At 65.5% G+C, this 18,577-nt stretch carries 19 protein-coding genes; 6 read left to right on the top strand and 13 right to left on the bottom strand.

Going from position 1 to position 18,577, the window contains the following annotated elements; genetic code table 11:
• Positions 1-89: 89 nt before the first annotated feature.
• The gene (locus tag ABW18_RS09415) at positions 90-1,058 is read right to left on the bottom strand and encodes an NADPH:quinone oxidoreductase family protein (RefSeq protein ID WP_049698745.1); all 969 of its coding nucleotides are present in this window, start codon (positions 1,056-1,058) and stop codon (positions 90-92) included.
• Positions 1,059-1,107: 49 nt separating this feature from the next.
• On the opposite strand from ABW18_RS09415, the gene ABW18_RS09410 reads away from it, so the two are divergent.
• Positions 1,108-1,803 (top strand): class I SAM-dependent methyltransferase, encoded by a 696-nt coding sequence (locus tag ABW18_RS09410; RefSeq protein WP_049698744.1) that lies wholly within the window; start codon positions 1,108-1,110, stop codon positions 1,801-1,803.
• Positions 1,803-3,329 carry an acetyl-CoA acetyltransferase gene (locus ABW18_RS09405; RefSeq protein WP_049698743.1) on the top strand — a complete coding sequence of 509 codons (1,527 nt, stop codon included), beginning with the start codon at positions 1,803-1,805 and terminating at the stop codon, positions 3,327-3,329. The genes ABW18_RS09410 and ABW18_RS09405 overlap by 1 nt, the downstream gene beginning before the upstream one ends.
• Here the strand turns inward: ABW18_RS09405 and ABW18_RS09400 are convergent.
• Both ABW18_RS09400 and ABW18_RS09395 read right to left on the bottom strand, forming a co-directional pair.
• Positions 3,326-4,285: an alpha/beta hydrolase gene (locus tag ABW18_RS09400; RefSeq protein ID WP_049698742.1), complete on the bottom strand. Its 960-nt coding sequence runs from the start codon at positions 4,283-4,285 to the stop codon at positions 3,326-3,328. The genes ABW18_RS09405 and ABW18_RS09400 overlap by 4 nt on opposite strands.
• Positions 4,282-5,721, bottom strand: a complete 1,440-nt coding sequence (locus tag ABW18_RS09395) for a flavin-containing monooxygenase (protein ID WP_049698741.1) — start codon at positions 5,719-5,721, stop codon at positions 4,282-4,284. The genes ABW18_RS09400 and ABW18_RS09395 overlap by 4 nt, the downstream gene beginning before the upstream one ends.
• Before the next feature lie 192 nt (positions 5,722-5,913).
• Here ABW18_RS09395 and ABW18_RS09390 point away from each other — a divergent pair, with 192 nt between their 5' ends.
• The 3 genes from ABW18_RS09390 to ABW18_RS09380 all read left to right on the top strand — a co-directional run bounded on the left by ABW18_RS09390 (position 5,914) and on the right by ABW18_RS09380 (position 8,052).
• Complete coding sequence (locus ABW18_RS09390) at positions 5,914-6,759, top strand: SDR family oxidoreductase (RefSeq protein ID WP_049698740.1); 846 nt, start codon at positions 5,914-5,916, stop codon at positions 6,757-6,759.
• A gap of 90 nt (positions 6,760-6,849) precedes the next feature.
• Entirely contained in the window at positions 6,850-7,416 is a 567-nt protein-coding gene (locus ABW18_RS09385; protein ID WP_049699021.1) for a TetR/AcrR family transcriptional regulator, read from the top strand.
• Between the two features lie 57 nt (positions 7,417-7,473).
• Positions 7,474-8,052 carry a peroxidase-related enzyme gene (locus ABW18_RS09380; RefSeq protein WP_049698739.1) on the top strand — a complete coding sequence of 193 codons (579 nt, stop codon included), beginning with the start codon at positions 7,474-7,476 and terminating at the stop codon, positions 8,050-8,052.
• A 489-nt stretch (positions 8,053-8,541) separates the two neighbouring features.
• On the opposite strand, the gene ABW18_RS09375 is transcribed toward ABW18_RS09380, so the two are convergent.
• The 5 genes from ABW18_RS09375 to ABW18_RS09355 form a co-directional block, all read right to left on the bottom strand.
• Positions 8,542-9,402, bottom strand: a complete 861-nt coding sequence (locus tag ABW18_RS09375; protein ID WP_049698738.1) for an LLM class F420-dependent oxidoreductase — start codon at positions 9,400-9,402, stop codon at positions 8,542-8,544.
• A gap of 74 nt (positions 9,403-9,476) precedes the next feature.
• Positions 9,477-10,514 carry a prenyltransferase gene (locus ABW18_RS09370; RefSeq protein ID WP_049698737.1) on the bottom strand — a complete coding sequence of 346 codons (1,038 nt, stop codon included), beginning with the start codon at positions 10,512-10,514 and terminating at the stop codon, positions 9,477-9,479.
• Positions 10,515-10,551: 37 nt separating this feature from the next.
• Positions 10,552-11,277 carry a class I SAM-dependent methyltransferase gene (locus ABW18_RS09365; RefSeq protein ID WP_049698736.1) on the bottom strand — a complete coding sequence of 242 codons (726 nt, stop codon included), beginning with the start codon at positions 11,275-11,277 and terminating at the stop codon, positions 10,552-10,554.
• The gene (locus ABW18_RS09360) at positions 11,264-12,574 is read right to left on the bottom strand and encodes a glycosyltransferase family 4 protein (RefSeq protein WP_049699020.1); all 1,311 of its coding nucleotides are present in this window, start codon (positions 12,572-12,574) and stop codon (positions 11,264-11,266) included. The genes ABW18_RS09365 and ABW18_RS09360 overlap by 14 nt, the downstream gene beginning before the upstream one ends.
• A 103-nt stretch (positions 12,575-12,677) precedes the next feature.
• Positions 12,678-14,363, bottom strand: coding sequence for an FAD-dependent oxidoreductase (locus ABW18_RS09355; RefSeq protein ID WP_049698735.1), 1,686 nt, complete (start codon positions 14,361-14,363; stop codon positions 12,678-12,680).
• Positions 14,364-14,498: 135 nt separating this feature from the next.
• Between ABW18_RS09355 and ABW18_RS09350 the strand changes: the two genes are divergently transcribed.
• Complete coding sequence (locus ABW18_RS09350) at positions 14,499-15,419, top strand: acyl-[acyl-carrier-protein] thioesterase (protein ID WP_235434339.1); 921 nt, start codon at positions 14,499-14,501, stop codon at positions 15,417-15,419.
• Here the strand turns inward: ABW18_RS09350 and ABW18_RS09345 are convergent.
• The 5 genes from ABW18_RS09345 to ABW18_RS09325 form a co-directional block, all read right to left on the bottom strand.
• Positions 15,405-15,761 (bottom strand): VOC family protein, encoded by a 357-nt coding sequence (locus ABW18_RS09345; protein WP_049698733.1) that lies wholly within the window; start codon positions 15,759-15,761, stop codon positions 15,405-15,407. The genes ABW18_RS09350 and ABW18_RS09345 overlap by 15 nt on opposite strands.
• A gap of 54 nt (positions 15,762-15,815) precedes the next feature.
• On the bottom strand, positions 15,816-16,760 hold the full coding sequence (locus tag ABW18_RS09340) for an SMP-30/gluconolactonase/LRE family protein (protein ID WP_200903243.1): 945 nt from the start codon (positions 16,758-16,760) through the stop codon (positions 15,816-15,818).
• Positions 16,761-16,824: 64 nt separating this feature from the next.
• Positions 16,825-17,379, bottom strand: coding sequence for a DUF3558 domain-containing protein (locus tag ABW18_RS09335; RefSeq protein WP_049698731.1), 555 nt, complete (start codon positions 17,377-17,379; stop codon positions 16,825-16,827).
• Positions 17,376-18,272 (bottom strand): DUF3558 family protein, encoded by an 897-nt coding sequence (locus ABW18_RS09330; protein WP_049699019.1) that lies wholly within the window; start codon positions 18,270-18,272, stop codon positions 17,376-17,378. The genes ABW18_RS09335 and ABW18_RS09330 overlap by 4 nt, the downstream gene beginning before the upstream one ends.
• Before the next feature lie 70 nt (positions 18,273-18,342).
• Positions 18,343-18,537: a hypothetical protein gene (locus tag ABW18_RS09325; RefSeq protein ID WP_049698730.1), complete on the bottom strand. Its 195-nt coding sequence runs from the start codon at positions 18,535-18,537 to the stop codon at positions 18,343-18,345.
• Positions 18,538-18,577 lie beyond the last annotated feature (40 nt).

Here is an 18,577-nt window from a genome sequence, read left to right as displayed (position 1 = left end):
AGCGAGCACCCGAGTCGAAACCACTCCCGCGGGCTCAGCGCGACACCCGCAAGCGGGTGGTCTCGACAAGCTCGACCAGCGAGGTGACCTCAGTCCGCGACGTGCACGACCGCTTTGCCCAGGATCCGCCCCTGGGCGAGATCCGTCAACGCCTGTGGGAGGTCGGCGAGTGGGTAGCGGACGTTCACCGGCGGCCGGAGCCCCGCCTCGATCATCTCCGTCAGCTCGTCGTGCAGCAGCGCGGGGACGTCTGGATGGGTGCGGACGTACTCGCCCCAGGCGGCGCCGACCACGGCGATGTTGCGGAACAGCACGCGGTTGAGCTTGACGGTCGGGATGCCACCCGCGGCGAAGCCGATCACCACGTACCGACCGTCGGGCGCCACCTGGCGCAGCGCCTCGTCGAAGACATCGCCGCCGACGGGATCGATCATGACGTCGACGCCCTCCGGCGCAACCTCCTTGAGCCGATCTCCCCAGCCGTCGGACAACTGCACCACGTGGTCGGCGCCCAGATCGCGCAGCATCTGCTCGGCGCCGGTGCGATGCACGATCGCGACGACCATCGCGCCCATCGCCTTGGCGACCAGAATCGACGCCACGCCAACACCACCGGCGGCACCGAGGACGCCGACGATCTCACCCGGCGCGGTCTGTGCGCGCAGTTTCAATGCGAACAGCGCGGTCTGGAAGTTGATACCCATGGCGGCGCCCTCGTCGAATGAGAGCTCGTCGGGCAGTCGAAGCAACTGTTCGGGTGCCGCAGTGACCTGTTCGGCGAACCCGCCGACGATCGACGCGACCAGGACACGGTCGCCCGCGCTGAATCCGGAGTCTGCGGGTGCCTCGCGCACCACGCCCGCGACCTCGGTCCCCGGGGTGTACGGCACGGGAGTTCTCAACTGGTACTTGCCCTGGCTCATCAGGAGGTCGGGGAAACACACGCCACACGACTTGATGTCGACGAGTACCTGGCCCGCACCGGGCGTCGGATCGTCGACCTCGGTCAACTGCAAACCGTCTGGTCCGGACTCTGCGGTGAGCACCTGTGCTTTCATGCTGCCAACCCTACGCGGAGCGAACGCTCGCACGGTTAGGATCTGGGACATGAGTGCACTCTCGGCGTCTCAGCCGACGTCAGCCCCCTCGGCCATTCGACTCAAGGTCGCAGACGACGCGCCCGGTTTCATGCCGCTCGACGAGGCGCAAACACTCTTCGAGATCGCCGGAGAGTATCTCTCCCAACCTGATTCGACGAAGCTCGGTATCGAGATCGGCACCTACTGCGGAAAGTCGACGGTGTTCCTCGGCGCCGCGGCCGAACGTGTCGGCGCGACCATCGTCACCGTCGACCATCACCGCGGTTCCGAAGAACACCAACCCGGCTGGGAGTACCACGACCCGACGCTGGTCGACCCGCACACCGGCACACTCGACACCTCGGCACGCTTCCGCCGCACGATGTTCGACGCCGATCTGGAGAAGACGGTGATCGGAGTGCTCGCACCGTCGACCGTCGCGTCGCGGATCTGGGGTTCACCCGCCGACTTCGTGTTCATCGATGGCGGGCACTCAATGGAGGCCGCGCAGAACGACTTCGACGGTTGGGCGCCCTGGGTACGGATCGGTGGCGCGCTGCTGATCCACGACGTATTCCCCGACCCCGCCGACGGCGGGAGGCCGCCGTACGAGATCTACTGTCAGGCACTCGCCACGGGCCAGTTCACCGAGGTGCGCGCAGAGGGTTCTCTGCGCGTGCTGCGTCGCGACACCGGCATCGTCGGGAAAAAGCTGCAGCGCTGATGCGCATCGACCCCACCACGCCGGTCATCATCGGCGTCGGGCAGTCCGGCGATCGCATCGATACGCCCGACTACCAGGCGTGGTCGAGCATCGATCTCGGCGCCTCCGCGACGCGAAATGCTCTGGCCGACACCGGTGTTGCCTCTGCCGTCGCCGACGCGATCGACGTGATCGCCGCTGTTCGCGAGATGGAGAACATGCCGCACGTGCCCAGTCCGTTGGGGCGCTCGAACAATTATCCGCGGTCGGTCGCGCGGCGTGTGGGCCTGACGCCCGAGCGAGTACTCGTCGAGGTCGTCGGCGGACAGTCGCCGCAGTCCCTGGTAACCGACCATGCCGAGACAATCGCGAGGGGCGGCGCCGAGTGCGTGCTCGTCGTCGGCGCCGAGGCCACATCGACGGCGCGGCACTTCGCCGACCGTGACGACCGACCCGACTTCAGCGAGGAGATCGACGGTCAACTCGACGATCGCGGACCGCATTTCGAAGACTTCATCGACATGACGATGGTCCGGCACCGGCTGACGTCGATGCCGGTCGCGTATGCGCTCGCCGAGAATGCACGACGCAACAGGCTCGGTGTGGGCGTCGACGATTATCGACGCGCGATGGGCAGCCTGTTCGCTCCGTTCACCGAGGTGGCAGCGGCCAATCCCTTTGCGGCATCGCCCGTGATCCGCAGCGCTGACGAGTTGGCAACGGTCACCGACGCCAATCGCGTTATCGCACAGCCGTATCCGCGCTTGGTTGTGGCACGCGATCTTGTGAATGTCGGCTCTGCCATCATTCTCACCTCGGCGGCCAACGCCACGAAGATGGGTGTACCACGCGAGAATTGGGTGTTCCTCCATGGACATACCGATCTTCGCGAACACGCACTGCTCGCCAGAGCCGACCTCGGCACGAGCCCTGCGGCCGCCATCGCGACGTCCGGAGCGCTCGAGATGGCGGGGATCGGCGTCGCCGATCTTGCGACCGTCGACCTCTACAGTTGCTTTGCCATCCCTGTCTTCAACATCTGCGACGCACTGGGATTCGACGTCGATACCCCGACCGGCCTGACGGTGACCGGCGGACTGCCCTTCTTCGGCGGACCGGGACACAACTACTCGAGCCACGCGATCGTCGAGACCGTCGAGCGACTGCGACGCCAACCCGACGCGTTCGGTCTCGTTGTCGCCAACGGCGGCATCATGAGCAAGACGTCTGTCGGCGTCTATTCGACGACGCCGACCACCTGGACACCTCGGTCAGATCGCCCGTTGCAGGCCCGCGTCGACAATGCCGACCCGCTACCCGTCGCCGAGTTCTTCACGGGCTCAGCAACTCTCGATACCTACACCGTCGACCATGGCAAGCGTGGGCCAATCGGTGTGGTCGTCGCGACAACGCACGACGACCACACCCGCGTGGCCGCACTCACCTCCGACGACGCACTGCTCGCGCTCCTCGAGGTGGGCAACCCGTTCGGCGTCGAGCTGACGATCGAGGCGACCGAGGGTGCCAACAGCGCCCGCCTGGCCTAGCTCACCGCGGCGTCGAGCTCGCGGAGATCGACCGGAGTAGCCAAATGCCTTGTCAGAAAGGCAATCTGGTGGTCGACGACCCTCTCGAAGGTCACCGGGTCGACCTCGGCGAAGATGCCGAAGTGATCGCACGGGTAATGCCGTACCTCCGCACGCGCCTTGAACGCGGCCTTCGCGGCGGCGTGCGGAGGTGCCCCCCGATCGAAGTCGGCGATCTGCACGAGCTTCGGCGCGTCGATCCGATCGACGTACTTGTCCGCCCGGTAGGACCCGAGTTCAAGCGACACCGATGCGTCGACCTCGTTGAGCCACGACGGGCCGGCAATGGCTTTGTAGCTCTCGTAGAAGCCGGAGCTGGTGAGAGCCGCTTGCTGACCCGGCCGACCAACGATCGGCAACATATGTGGCGCGCCACCGACTTTCGACGACGCCGCGCTCGCGATACCGTCGATACTCTGTCGCAGCATCGAGAAGACACCGACGTGTGGAAGGTGGTGACGTCCCGCGGCCAGGCCGCTGACCATGGGTACAGCGGAGATCACCGCGGCCACGTCGGTCCGGTCTGCAGCGGCCAACAGCACGTGACCACCCGACTGCGACAGCCCCCACAGCACCACGCGACCTGCGTCCACACCGGGTTGACCTGCTGCGGCGTCGGCCGCAGCGTGATAGTCGGCGATCTGACCCGCCATCGACACCCGTTGGCGGGGTGAGCCTTCAGACAGACCGAAGCCCCGGTAGTCGAAGGCGAACACCGCGAGACCTGCGTCGGCGAGGCGTCGAGCGAAGGGTTCGAGTCCCGAATCCTTGGTGCCCCCGAAGCCGTGTGCCATCACCACGACGGGAACACCGTCGGCCGTCGCGAACGGTGACGGTGCCGCAGGCGGGAAGAACCAGGCATGACAGTCGGTTCCATCGCTATTGAAGGTGACGTCTTCTCTGATCTGCTGGCTCATCGTGATCCCCCGTCGCTTATGGACACCAATTCTGTTGCGGTTTCGGCTGATTCCGTCGAAGGATCACCATTGTGCGGCGAACGCTCTGCGACACCCGCCCAACTCGGTGCACCGATTTCGGCGGCGCGTCGTCGACCTGCCGGTAGCTCTTTGGTGCGCATGTCGTGCTCGTACAGGAAGTAGTCGAGCTGCTGGGTGTGCCGCGCGCTGTGCACCATGTGGCCGGTGTAGAACTCCTGATCCTCGGCGATGACCCTGCGCATCTCGTCGACGGGCGGTGGCTGATACTGACCGACCGCGTACGCGCCGACGAGCCGCGCCTGACATTCGACGAACGGGAACAGCGTCGGTGTCGCCTGTGCGAAGCCAACGAACAACGCGTCGTCGACGCCCGGGTAGATCATCCGCTTGTAGAGATCGATCTGATTGCCTGGGGCACTGATGAAGTCGGGATCGAAGAAGGGGAACGTGATGTTGTAGCCGGTCGCGTAGATGATCACGTCGAAGTCGGCCGACGACCCGTCGACAAAATGCACGGTGTCGCCGTCGAGACGCGAGATATCACCCTTCGCCGTGACGTCGCCCGCGCCGAGACGGAACGGCAGCTCGACCGATTGCGTCGGATGCGCCTCGAAGAACTTGTGATTGGGTTTGGGGAGCCCGTAGTTCTCGGGACGGCCCGCGGTGAGGGGCTGGAAGACCTGGGCGATCTTGCGTTGCCAAGCGAACGGGATGTGCGGCGAGGTGCGATAGTACTTGTCGGCAGGCTTGCCACCCAGGTACTTCGGGACGATCCACGCACTCGAACGAGTGGAGATGGTGACCGAGTTTTCCAGTGTGCGCGAAGACAATTCGACCGCGATATCGGCAGCGCTGTTGCCCAGCCCGACGACCAGGATGCGCTTGCCGTAGAGATCGAGCGGCGTACGCGGATCAATGTACGAGTGCGCATGCATCTCGACACCCGCGAATTCGCCAGGGAAGTCGGGCAATCGAGGATCCCAGTGGTGCCCGTTGGCGACGACGAGAAGGTCGGCGTAGCGCGTCTCACCCCGCTGCGTCGAGAGTTCCCAACCGCCCCCGTCGAGGCGATGCGCGTGGGTGATTCCGTTGCCGAACTCGATCTTCTCTCGGAGTCCGAAGGCGTCGGTGTAGTCGTCGAGGTACTGCTTGATCAGGGTGTGGTGTGGGAAGTCGGGATAGTCATCGGGCATAGGAAAATCACGAAAAGACAACTGGTGCTTGGACGTGTCGATATGCAGTGACCGATACGCGCTGCTGTGGCCGTTCGGGTTGCCGAAGGCCCAGTTGCCCCCGACTCGATCCGATGACTCGAACGTGGCGAATGGCACGCCGTAGTCGGCCAGCATCTTGCTCGCGGTCAGTCCGCTGATGCCCGCGCCGATCACAGCCGTCTGCGGTGGACGTGCGCTCATATTGCCCTCTCGATAGTGGTGACGACGCGAGGAAGTCGCGACGACATTGCGGTCTAGTTGACAGATTCACAATTGTGTCTACTCCCCACCGTCTTGCTCGGTGAACACTTTGGCAAAAATGTCTACTTTCGTTGATAGAGTTCGCCGCAGATCCCCGCGCGACAGCGCGTCCGACAATCGAGCGGAGAAGACATGCCACCAGTGTTGACTGTCATCGGCGTCGGCGGAATGGGCGAGGCCATTGCGCGTCGCCTCGGATCGGGTCGGCCGCTGCTGATCGCCGACTACGACGCCGAGCACCTCGCCGACGTCGAGTCCGCGTTGCGTCGCGGCGGCTTCGACGTCACAGCGCAGGCGATCGATGTCGCCGACCGCGACCAGGTCGCCGCACTCGCCGACCGTGCGGCTTCGCTCGGCGAGGTCATGTCTCTGGTACACACCGCAGGCGTGTCACCGGCGCAGGCGACTCCCGAGCGGATCGTCGAGGTCAATCTGGTGGGCGCCGCATACGTCATAGAGGAGTTCGGCAGGGTGATCGCCGACGGCGGCGCCGGCGTGATCATCGCCAGCGTCGCGGCACATATCTTCGCCGACGCGGTCACCCCCGAACAGGGCACAGCACTCGCGACGCTTCCGGCCAGCGAACTGGCCGGGTTGCCGATGTTCGCCTTTCCCGACATGCAACCCGAGTTCGCCAGCGGTCTCGCCTACGGATACAGCAAGCGCGGAAACGTTATTCGGGTTCAGTCCGCTGCGCCGCTCTGGGGTGACCGTGGGGCGCGCATCAACTCGGTGTGCCCCGGCGTCACCGCGACGGAAATGGGATGGCGCGAGTTCAACGCCGAGTTCGCGCATTCGAGTTACGAGGCCATGATCGACAAGTGCGCAGCGGGCCGGTTCGGCACGGCCGAAGACATCGCGTCGGCCGCCGAGTTTCTCCTCGATCCGGTGCGCTCCGGTTTCATCACCGGGACCGATATCCTGGTCGACGGCGGTGTCGTCGCCGGCGTACGCAGCGGCCGCATCCAGTTGACGTGAACCGGGATTGACGTGAAGTAGGGAGGCATCGTGCAAGCAGACACCACCGGAACACCCCGCGCGGTCGAGGTTGCGTCTGCAACCGACCGGATGCTCGACGCCGCGGAAAGCCTGTTGGCAGACAAGGGAATCCGCGCCACCACAATGCAACAGGTCGCCGACGTCGCAGGCGTGTCCCGCGCCTGGCTGTACCGACATTTCCCCGATAAGCAGACCATGGTCGGCGCGACCATCGTCCGACTCAACGAGACCTTCTGGACCAACGCCCGCAGCGAGCTCGACACGATCGACGGTTTCGCCGAACAACTCATCGCGGGTGTGCGAATCGGACGTGGAGCTTACGACGACCCGGGCGCGTTGCTCCTGCGCCTACGCACCGCGGAGCCCGACGAGTTCGCTGCCTGTGCCGGGGCAGGCGTCGCGGGCCTCGTCCCCGACCTCGCCGACTTCTGGCGGCCCTACGTTGAGGCCGCGATCCGCGCGGGAGAGGTCGACTCGGGGCACGACGTCGACACCACATCGGAGTGGATCGCGCGAATCCTCATCAGCCTCGGGACCGTCCCCGGCGCGACGATCGACCCCGACGACCCACGATCCGTCGCGGTATACATCCACAATTTTGTGATGCCGGGGCTTCGCGCCCAGCCACGTGCGTGATTGGGTGACCATGCGGTCGATAGTCGGCCGTCACTACCCCCTTCAGGAGCGTGTCCCGTGAGCAGCGGATCATATTTCCCCGACGCCGAGGTCGACGAACTGTCGCCGCAGCTACAGAAACTCTTCGGCAAGGCATCCGAGCAACTCGGCTTCGTACCCAACGTCTTCACGGCGTATGCACACCGCCCCGAGCGATTCTCCGCCTGGTTCAACCACTTTCGGCAGGTCACCGAGCCGTCGGAGACGCTCTCGGGCGCAGATCGGGAGATGATCGCGGTGGTGGCGTCGGGGATCAACCGATGCACGTACTGCCTGGTGTCGCACGGTCAGGCGCTACGGCATGAGCTGCACGACGAAGCCAATGCCGACCGGATCACGTTCAACTGGCGTCACGCCGAACTCAGCGAACGGCAGCGCGCCATCTGTGCCTTCGTCGAGAAGCTGACGAGCGCGCCCGCGACCGTCGAGCGTTCCGACGTCGACGCTCTCGCCGCCGCAGGTTTGGGTCCCGACGACATCTGGGACGTCGTCGAGCTGACCGCGATGTACAACTTCACCAATCGGATCTCCTCGGCCCTCGGCATCGTGCCGAACGTCGAGTACCACTCGCTCGACCGAGGGCCGGCCGCCGGCTGAGGTGATCTCGACACCCACCGCTGGTCGAGCGGGCGCGACACCCACCGCTGGTCGAGCGGGCGCGGCACCCACCGCTGGTCGAGCGGGCGCGAGCGCAGCGAGCACCCGAGTCGAGACCACCCCACCGCGGGGCGAGTGATCTCGACAAGCTCGATCAGCGGAAGGCAGCTCGATCAGCGGGGGTCTCACCGCTGGTCGAGCGGGCGCGACACCTACCGCTGGTCGAGCGGGCGCGAGCGCAGCGAGCACCCGAGTCGAGACCACCCACTGCGGGGCGAGTGATCTCGACAAGCTCGATCAGCGGAGGGCAGCCCGATCAGCGGGCCTCACGACGAGCGGGCGCGACACCTACCGCTGGTCGAGCGGGCGCGAGCGCAGCGAGCACCCGAGTCGAGACCACCCACCACGGGGCGAGTGATCTCGACAAGCTCGATCAGCGGAGGACAGCTCGATCAGCGGAGGGCAGCCCGATCAGCGGGGGCAGCCCGATCAACGGGCCGCGGCGGGGGTGAGGCCCACCTTGCCCGCGAGCTTGGCCAGGTAGGCGGTGGCTCGTTCGACGCTGTCGTCGGGAAGTCCGTAGAGCACCGTGGTGACGCCGAGGTCGCGGAACTCCTCGAGACGTTCGGGGATCGGCTTGAAGTCCAGGACGACGATCTGCGGTTCGCCGGAGCGTCCGGCGTCGGCCCAGATCCGTCTCAGCAGCGCGACGGAACCGGCGATGTCGTCCTCGCCGGGCGTCGTGATCCAGCCGTCGGCGCTGCGAGCGATCCACGTGAAGTTCTTCTCGTTGCCTGCGGCGCCGACGAGCGTCGGGATCGCCCCCTGCGGCGGCTTGGGCCACGCCCAGCTCGTGCCGAAATCGACGAACTCGCCGTGATACTCGGCCTCGTCGACCGTCCACAGCTCGCGCATTGACTCGAGATACTCCCGCAGCATCGTTCGACGACGCTTCGACGGAACGCCGTGATCGGCGAGTTCGTCGAGGTTCCACCCGAATCCGACGCCGAGCATCAGCCGGCCGTCGGAGATGTGGTCAAGGGTGGCAAGCGTTTTCGCGAGCGTGATCGGATCGGACTGCACGGGCAGCGCGACGGCCGTCGCGAGCTTGATTCGCGAGGTGACCGCTGCTGCCGCAGCGAGCGTCGTCCACGGATCGAGGGTGCGCATGTAGCGGTCGTCGGGCAGTGACGAATCGCCGGTCTGCGGGTGCGCGGCGTCGCGGCGGGTGGGGATGTGACCGTGCTCGGGAACGAAGTAAGACGCGAACCCCGCCTCCTCGATGAGCGGTGCGACCACCTGCGGCTTGAGCCCACGATCACTGGTGAACTGAACGATCCCGAAATCCATACCGCAAGAATAGGCAGACCACTGGACACCTGTCTAGAACATGTTCTAATTTCTGCGGCGCCGGGAATCGACGCTCAGAGCACTCCTGCTTCGCGGAAGATCCCGTTGGCCTCACTGCTTCTCGTGACCGCATCGACAGCCAGGACAACCGCCGCCGACGTCCAGCAACTCTTCTCGACCGGCCAGCGCTTGCCGTCGTCGAAGACGAGTCCGGTCCAGTACGAGCCGTCGGGGTCGCGGAGATGCTGAATGGATGCGATGAGCTTCACGGCGTCCGCGGTGTCGCCCAGCGCATCGAGTGCGATTGCGAGTTCGCAGGTTTCGGCACCGGTCACCCACGGTCGGTGGTCGACGCACCGCGCACCGAGACCTGGTACGACGAACTCATCCCAGCGTCGAGCAATCATCTCCTGACCGGCACGACCGCGCACAGCGCCACCGAGCACCGGGTAGTACCAGTCCATCGAGTGCTCGGACGGCTTCTCGAAAACCTCTGGCCTGCACTGGAATGCGTCGCGCAACGCCTCGCGGGCGCGTACCCACTCGTCGTCGGGTTGCTCCACCTCCACCGCGATGCGCACCGCGCAGTCGAGCGCCTGAAAGATGCTGGCATTCCCCGTGATCAGCGCCTCGTCGAACATGGTGCCGGTCGCGTGATCGCCCGCCCAACGGAAGGCGCCGTCGGGCCGCTGGAAACGCAGGACGAGGTTGATCGCCGACCACACGACCGGCCACATGCGTTCCAAGAACACGACGTCACCGGTGATCTGGTAGTGATGCCACACGCCGACGGCGATGTAGGCGCAGAAATTGGAGTCGGTGCCGTGGTCGGTCACGACACCCGAGTCGAAGCGCAGCGGCCACGACCCGTCGTCGCGTTGCGTGTGCAGACTCCAGCCGTACGCGGCCTCCGCTTCCGCGTGAAAACCGGTGACACTCAACGCCATTGCCGATTCGATATGATCCCAGGGGTCGGTGCGTCCGCCGGGGAACCACGGCAGCGCGCCGGAATTCTCTTGCATGGCGGCGATGGCGGCGCCGGTGGCACGCATCTGCTCACCGGTCACAACACCGGCAATGGCGAGCGCACCGACGTGCGCCTGTGCGGTCATCGACCGGGAGATGGGTCGACGACGCTCGACGGCGGGGTCACGACGCCGCGCTCTCCGGCTTCCGCAGATACAACGCGACCGACTTGCCGATCACAGGGTTGAGAACCTGCTCGCCCACGCGGGTGAGAGCCGGTGCCGACATCATGTCCCACACCAACAGCTTGTGGTACGCCTGTACCAGCGGGTTCTTGTTATTGTCCACGCCCACAGCACATTTGAGCCACCAGTAGGGCGCGTGCAGGGCATGTGCGTGATCGGTTCCGGTCACCTCGAGGCCCGCCGCCCGCAGTTTGTCTGCAAGCTCGGAGGCCTTGTAGATACGGACGTGGCCGCCCTCCACCTCGTGGTACGCGTCCGACAGCGCCCAGCACACCTTCTCGGGCCAGTACCGCGGCACGGTCACAGCGCCGATGCCGCCGGGCTTGAGGATGCGCGCCATCTCAGCAATGGCAGCCTCATCGGACGGGATGTGCTCCAGGATCTCCGACATCAGCACGACGTCGAAGCTGTTGTCTGCGTACGGAAGTCGCAGAGCATCGCCGACCTCTGCGCGCGCCTTGGCGTCGGTGGGAACCTGACCTTCAGCCATCATCGCGTCGAACATCTCGGCCACATCGGCCATATCGCTCTCGGACTGGTCGAATGCGATGACATCTGCACCGCGACGGAACATCTCGAAAGAGTGCCTGCCCTGGCCCGCACCGATGTCGATCACCTTGGTGTGTGACCCGACGCCCAACCGGTCGAAATCAACTGTGAGCATGACTCCCCTTCTCCGAATCCATCGTTACCCCTTGCGAGTTCGCGTCCTCATTACGCACCCGCGCGAGAACCGTCTCGTAATGTGCCGCCGTCTTCGCTGCGACAGCAGCCCAGCTATAGCGATCTTCTACCCGCTCGCGCGCGGCCACACCCATTGCGGCGCGGGCGGATTCGTCGTCGAGCAGCGTTCCGATCGCCTGCGCGAGTCGCTCGGAATCGCGCGGAGGCACCAGCGTAGCCGACCTGCCATCGGTACCGACAACCTCGGGGATCGCGCCCGCGTGCGTGGCAACGAGCGGCGTGCCGCAGCTCATGGCCTCCACTGCCGGCAGGGAGAACCCCTCGTACAGCGATGGCACGCAGGCGACCTCGGCGGACGCGAGTAGCTCTGCCATCTCCGAATCCTCGAGCCCGGACACCACGCGCACCCGCGACGAGATGGCGAGGTCGTCGATCATCTTCGCCGACGGTCCGTCGGGGTCGAGCTTGGAAACCAGCGTGAGTTCGACGTCGCGCTCGGCGCTCAGCTTGGCGATCGCCTCCAGCAGATACGACACTCCCTTGAGAGGAGCGTCGGCGCTGGCGACGCAGACCACGCGGCCGGGCACACGCGCCGCAGCGGCCTCGGGCCGGAAGATTGCGGTGTCGACGCCGAGCGGGATGGTCGTGATCCGACCGGCCTCGATGTCGAAGGCCTTGCGGATGTCGACCTCGCTGCTCCGCGAGACCGTCAACAACTCCGGAATCCGACGCGAGACCCGACCCTGCATCCGCAGGAACGAATGCCACCGCCACGCACTGACCTTGCGCCACCCCTTGGCCGCCTTGACCGCCAACGAACGATCACGCGTGATCGGATGGTGGATCGTCGCGATCAGCGGATAGCCCTGCTTCTGGATCTGCAGCAGGCCGTAGCCGAGGCACTGGTTGTCGTGCACGATGTCGAAGTCGTCGCGACGGTCGGCGAGCAGCCGGGCGACACGAAGGCTGAACGTCAGCGGCTCGCCGAAGCTCGCCGTCCACATCGCGCCCACTTCGAGAGCGTCGATCCAATCACGGAACTCACTGGGCCGCGGGGTACGGAACGGGTCGGGTTCGTCGTAGAGACCCAGGCTCGGGACCTTGGTGAGTGTGACGCCCGCGTCGATCGCCGACTGGTCGAGCTCGGGATACGGCTGTCCCGAGAAGATCTCGACCTGATGCCCCAGCAGCGCCAATTCTCTGCTGAGGTGGCGTACGTAGACGCCTTGCCCACCGCAATGCGGCTTGCTGCGATACGACAGAAATGCCACGCGCACCTTGTGTTTCCACCTCTCCATTCACGGACCGACGACGGCCCGATGCTGCTACGGCTCGCCGCCCCATTCGACAACCGATCCGGCCGACTCGACGACGCCGCTGTCACGATCTCGATTCGGCTGCCTCTCGGGACGCCGATTCGAGTTCATCGATATGCACCAGTTTCACACGACGCCGCCCCGCCGACTTGCCAGCACTGCGTTCAGTGGCGTCGATGTTCTTCCAACCAGGGAGGTCGATGCGATGGGCGCCGCGGTCGGCCACCAGATCCGCGACGTCGTCTGCCGAGGTAGATGCCTGCGGCAGGACGCCCTCGACAAAGTCGGCGATCACCGATTCGGCAGTCTCCTGCCCGCACAGCCGGTTGCGCCCGATACCGCCTGTCGCGCCACGCTTGATCCATCCGGTCACGTACAGGCCGCGGACGATCTCGCCGTCGACACTCGACTGCACCCTGCCCTCGACGTTGGGTACCACGCAGCGCACCTCGTCGAACGGGACGTCGTTGATGGGCACTCCGCGATAACCGATCGCGCGCAACACGAGTCCGGTCTCGAGGTCGACGCCGTTGTCGGTCGGAACGATCGCGACGTTCTCGCCTGCCTCGGTGTAGACATTGCGCACGGCGTGCAGTTCTTCGACCTTCCCGTCGCCGGTCAGCTCCGTCGGCGACGTCAGGAAGCGGAAGACGATGCGCTTGTTGCCCTCGGTGGTGGGGCGCTGCGCGAACTCCTGCGCGAGCCGCAGTTTGGTCGCGATCGTCGAATCCAATTCGTCGTCGGAGTGCGCGGCCTCCGACACCGGGTCGAGTGTGAGCTCGTCCGGATCGATGATCACGTCGACGCCGTCGACCTCACCCAGCGCGAGGAACTCACTGTTGGTGTAGGCCGCCTGCGCGATCCCGCGTCGCCCGAGGAGCACCACCTCGCGAATGTTCGACTCGCGGAGCGCTGCGAGGGCGTGATCGGCGATGTCGGTCTTGGCGAGGTCGTCGGGATCGGTCACCAGAATGCGGGCGACGTCGAGCGCGACGTTGCCGTTGCCGACGACGACCGCGCGCTCGCCGGACAGATCGAAGCTGAGGTCGGCGAAGTCGGGATGACCGTTGTACCAGGCGACGAACTCGGTCGCCGACACCGAACCCGACAGGTCCTCGCCGGCGATACCGAGCCGCTTGTCCGTTGGGGCTCCGACCGCATAGATGACGGCGTTGTAGCGGGCGGTGAGTTCGTCGTGGCTGATGTGTTTACCGACCTCGACGTTGAGGAAGTAGCGGAAATTGCGCTTGGCCGAGGTCGCCGCGAAGGTCGACTCGACGCCCTTGGTGGCAGCGTGGTCGGGGGCGACTCCCGCGCGCACCAGCCCGTACGGCGTGGGTAGACGGTCGAACATGTCGACAGAGATCTGCGGTTTACGGACCAGTTCCTCCGCGGCATAGAACGCGGCAGGCCCGGCGCCGACGATGGCGACGCGGACATCTCCCGCGGGGAGCTTGGGGGCCTTCTTCGGGGGAACCAAGCCACCGTCGACGTCGTGATCCTTGTAGTAGTCAGCGTTGATCTGCAGGTAGGGCTCGTCACGCTCGTCGAGCTGGTCGTCGGGAATGATCGCCTCGACGGGGCACTCGTCGATACATGCCCCGCAGTCGATGCAGGTGTCCGGATCGATGTAGAGGCTCTCCGCGGTGAAGAATGTGGGCTCATCCGGCGTCGGGTGGATACAGTTGACCGGGCACACCGCGACGCAGCTCGCATCGTTACAACAGGGGCGTGTGATCACATGGGCCATCTGTGCTGTCCTCGAAGTCAACACGTAGAACGTGTTCTAGTTTTGTGGTGACTGTATCTTAACGACCACACCGTGAGCTACCCGATCGTAACCGTGGCGTGTGAGCCAGCCGACACAGCCGACAGAGGACATCTATTGACCCGCGACAACAGCCAGGCCACCGGCGCAGCACTCCCCGACCGCAAGGACGGCGCGCGCTTCTTCGAGGCGACGTACCGCGTACGGACCGGCGACGTCGACCAAGACATGCGCGTACGACTCGACGCCGTCGCCAGGTATCTGCAGGACGTCGCCAACGACAACATCGAGGCAACCGAACTCGGCGACTCGGATCCGTTCTGGATCGTGCGGCGGACCGTCGTCGACGTCATCAAGCCCATCTCGTGGCCTGCGACCGTCACCGCACAGCGGTGGTGCGGGTCGCTCTCGACACGGTGGACCAACATGCGCGTCCGGCTGACAGCCGAGCACCAGACCAATCGGTTCAACCCGGAACCACGCGAGTCCGGATTGATCGAGACAGAGGCGTTCTGGATCAACGTCAACGACCAGGGCATGCCGTCGCGAATCTCCGACGACGCGTTCGAGCTGCTCTCGTCGATGACCGACGAGCACCGCCTGCGCTGGAAGTCGCTGAATCCGGAGAAGGCTCCCGACGCCGAGGGCGCGTCGGCCGACGACCGCGAACACGTGTTGCGCAGCACCGACTTCGACCCGTTCAAGCACCTCAACAACGCCGCGTACCTCGAGGCGGTCGAGGACGAACTCGTCGATCATCTCGATCTGATCGACGGACCGCACCGCCTGGTGATCGAGTACCTGCGTCCGATCGTCCCCGGCACGCCGATCACGTTGCGGCGCGTCCGGGAACCCGAACGACTCCTCCTGTGGATGCTCATTCCCGACGACGACGGCGAGGACCAGGTCGCAGCCACCGTGTCGGTGACGAAGCGCTCAGCCGACCAGGCGGCCGGCGATCAGGAGACCGTTGATCAAGCGGTTGTCGATCGGGAGGCCGGCGATCGGGCCGCGGCGGATCGGTCAGTGACCGCCTGACACGCAGAACTCGTTGCCGGCGGGATCGGTCAGCGTGGTCCATCCGAAGCCACCACCAGGGATCTCCCGGTCGCCGAGCTTGGTGGCCCCGTTCGCGACGAGAGTGTCGACGATGGCCGGATAGTCGGGCGACGCGAGGTCGAGGTGGATGCGGCTCTTCCCGGGCGTCGGGTCGTCGACTTTCTGGAAGCCGATCGCGGGGCCGCCGTCACGGAGCGCGACGACGACGAAGAATCCGTCGTTCTCCGCGACGATCGTGCCACCGAGATTGGTGGCCCACCAGGTGGCGAGCGATATCGGCTCGAGCGTGTCGACAGTGATCATGGCAACCGAGAGAGTCATGGACTCACCTTAATCACGATCGGCGTATTAGTCGAACATATGTTTGCTTCTTGTTCATTTGGCGAGCCGTACGTCGAGCAGGTCACCGCTCTCCGACGCGACCACCAGGGCGCGCGAATCCGTGGGTTGCACGGCGATGGCCGTCGCCGGTCGGCCGAGTGCAATGCTGCAGTGTGCGCCCGTGCGTACGTAGACGAGGATGAGCGAGCCGAGCGTCGACGTGACAGCGATGGTGTGCGGGTCCAGCGCGGTGAGGTCGTCGAGCAGGCCGGGCAGCGGAGCCGTGAGGTCGGCGACGACACGCATCGAGCCGGGATCGTCGAGCGGTACCGCGACGACCCGTCCCGTTCGACTTGCCGTGAAGGTCAGGTAGAGGTCGTTGCCGATGACCACCGCGCCATTGGGGCTGATCCCGTTGACGGCCGGCGAGGTGGCCAACGCCGCGCGGGCCCTATCCGTCCAGCGTCGGTCGATGGCACCACCGGGCGCGACCCGGACAACTCCGAGCGAACTGTCGACGACGTATCCGAACCCGTCCGCGTCGAACGCCAGCCCGTTGGGCATCGCGAACCCGCGCGCGTAGACCGTCGGATTAGGTTGAGCTGCAAGCGGATCAAGCTTTACGACGACGCCGTTGCGCTCCGTGCCGAACGACAACTGGTCACCCGAGTTCACGTACAGATCACCGCCTGGACCGACGCGCAACGCGCCGGGCGCCCACACCGGGACGGTTGCGGTGCGCCGTCCGGAGCGGTCATAGCGTTCCACCGAATTCTCGTAGAGACGTGAGACCCAGAGGTTGCCCGAGGGATCGAACGTGAGATTCTCTGCCCAACCCGTCGGAGACGGCGAGGCAGTCCTGGTGGTGACCGTCGCGCCGGCACACCGGGTGCCCGGGGCCGCGTCGGCGACCGATCCGACACTCACGATCGCAAGTGCCGCCAGCGCCGGTACGAGCAGCGCACGCAAGAATCGAAACCCGGAGTCTCCCATGGGCATAGATCATGCCTCGGCGAGCGCGGCGGCGCCGGTCGGTCATTGCTGGCTGCCGTCGCGGCAGCGACTATTGACCACCGTTGAGGAGTAGTTCCATCAGCTTCGTCGGGGCGGCGCACGGGTCGGCAGCTGCCGCTCCGCCGATCGGTTCGACCCAGAACGTGTAGACGCCACGTGTGGGCGCGCGACTGGTCACGCCGCACACCCCTGGGCGCTTGGGGTCGCGTTGCGTGAACGCAGCCTGACTCACGATCCGGACGTTCTCGGTTGTGTAGCCGAGCCGCTTGGCGGTGTCTTTCTCGACGTTGAAGTCGCCCCATTCGAACCAGTTGAAGGTGACGTTCGCGGCGACCGGCCCGTCGACGATCCATCGGCAGATCGCGCCGTTGAAGGTGCCCCGAGCCGACGTTCCGCCGACCGCTTTGGCGATCTGAGCTGTCGAGAGCACCTGGCATTCGAGGGTCAACTTGTCGAATCGGTCGGTGTCGACGTTGCCGGGCTGATCGGCGTTGGCCTGTTCGGACGAGACTGCCTGGCCGTCGACGGTGCAGCCCGAAAGCGCACCGACAAGCACGGCCAGAGCGACAAGCAACGGCACGACGACGCGTCTCACGCGCCTCATGACGCACGCTCGATCGACATCGCGGAGAGCTCACGCGTGGCGTCGCAGATCTGTTGGGTGTCGGGGGCCTGCGCGCTCAGTGATGAGGTACCGGCGCTCACCGACCACTCGAAGAAGTCGGCACCGAAGGCGATTCCGATCTCGCAGATGCCTGTGTCGGATGCGATGAATCCCTTGTGTCCGTTGATCTCTATGTCTTTGGTCGACTCGCGGGAGAGTTGCTCGGTGGCGCGCTCACGTCCGATAGGTGAGCCGCGATACCAGTTGAACGATGCCACCGGTCCGGTGCGATCAGCGCTCGACGACCACTCACACACCGACGAATTGTTCACCGTGTTGGTCAGCGTGCCGAGTTTTGTGAGGTTGTTGACCTCCTCTGTGGTGACGCCTCCGCATTCACCGAAGAACGGACCCGACCCCGCCTTCGCCGGCGGCGCCGCAGCGTTGCCGTTGCTGTTGCCTCCCGAATCGTCGGAGTCCGACGAGCAGGCACTGCCGATCAGCGCGATCACTACCGCCAACGACACGAGGAAGCCACCGCGCATCAGCTTGTCGATCTCGCGTCGCTCGCGTTTCGTCGGCCGGCCGGCACCGCGATCGCGTCGTGGCTGACTCGCCAGGATCTCCTTGGCAGGCGGGGGTGGGCTCTTGTCGATGTAGCAGGCCGACGCCGCCGCGGGCGACACTCGCTTGGTGATCACCTGGGTCACCTCGACGATGCGCTCACGACCACCCAGCCGGAGGCGCACCTCGTCGCCGATGCTGACGTGCTGCGCGGGCTTCGCGGTCGCCCCGTTGACACGAACATGACCACCTCGGCATGCGTCCCCTGCAGCCGAACGTGTTTTTGTGAGCCGGATGGCCCAGATGTAGGCGTCGACGCGTGCGCTCACCGTCGGGGCCTCGTTGCCCACGAGTGAGCGTCACCCGTCCGCAGTCGTCCTCGCACCGGTTATGCCCTGCTCACTTCTGTCGCGTCAGCACGTAGTACCCGCCTGCGACCATTGCGACGCCGAGCACGATCGCCAGGAACCAATTCGCGAAGATTCCTACCAGGAGAAAGACCACGATGCCGGGTGACATTGCCACAAGGCTCATTCCGGGATGCTCGCGCACCACTTGCGAGACTGCCTTGCTCTTTGCGGGATCGATCGCCATGACTTCCTCCTAGCGTGCGCCACCGTCGACCGCTTGACTC

Origin of the sequence: Gordonia jacobaea (assembly GCF_001186365.1) — a bacterium.
In the GTDB taxonomy this organism is placed as follows: Bacteria; Actinomycetota; Actinomycetes; order Mycobacteriales; family Mycobacteriaceae; genus Gordonia; species Gordonia jacobaea.
The sequence above is the reverse complement of the archived record's forward strand: the minus strand, read 5'-3'. Positions and strand labels throughout refer to the sequence as shown.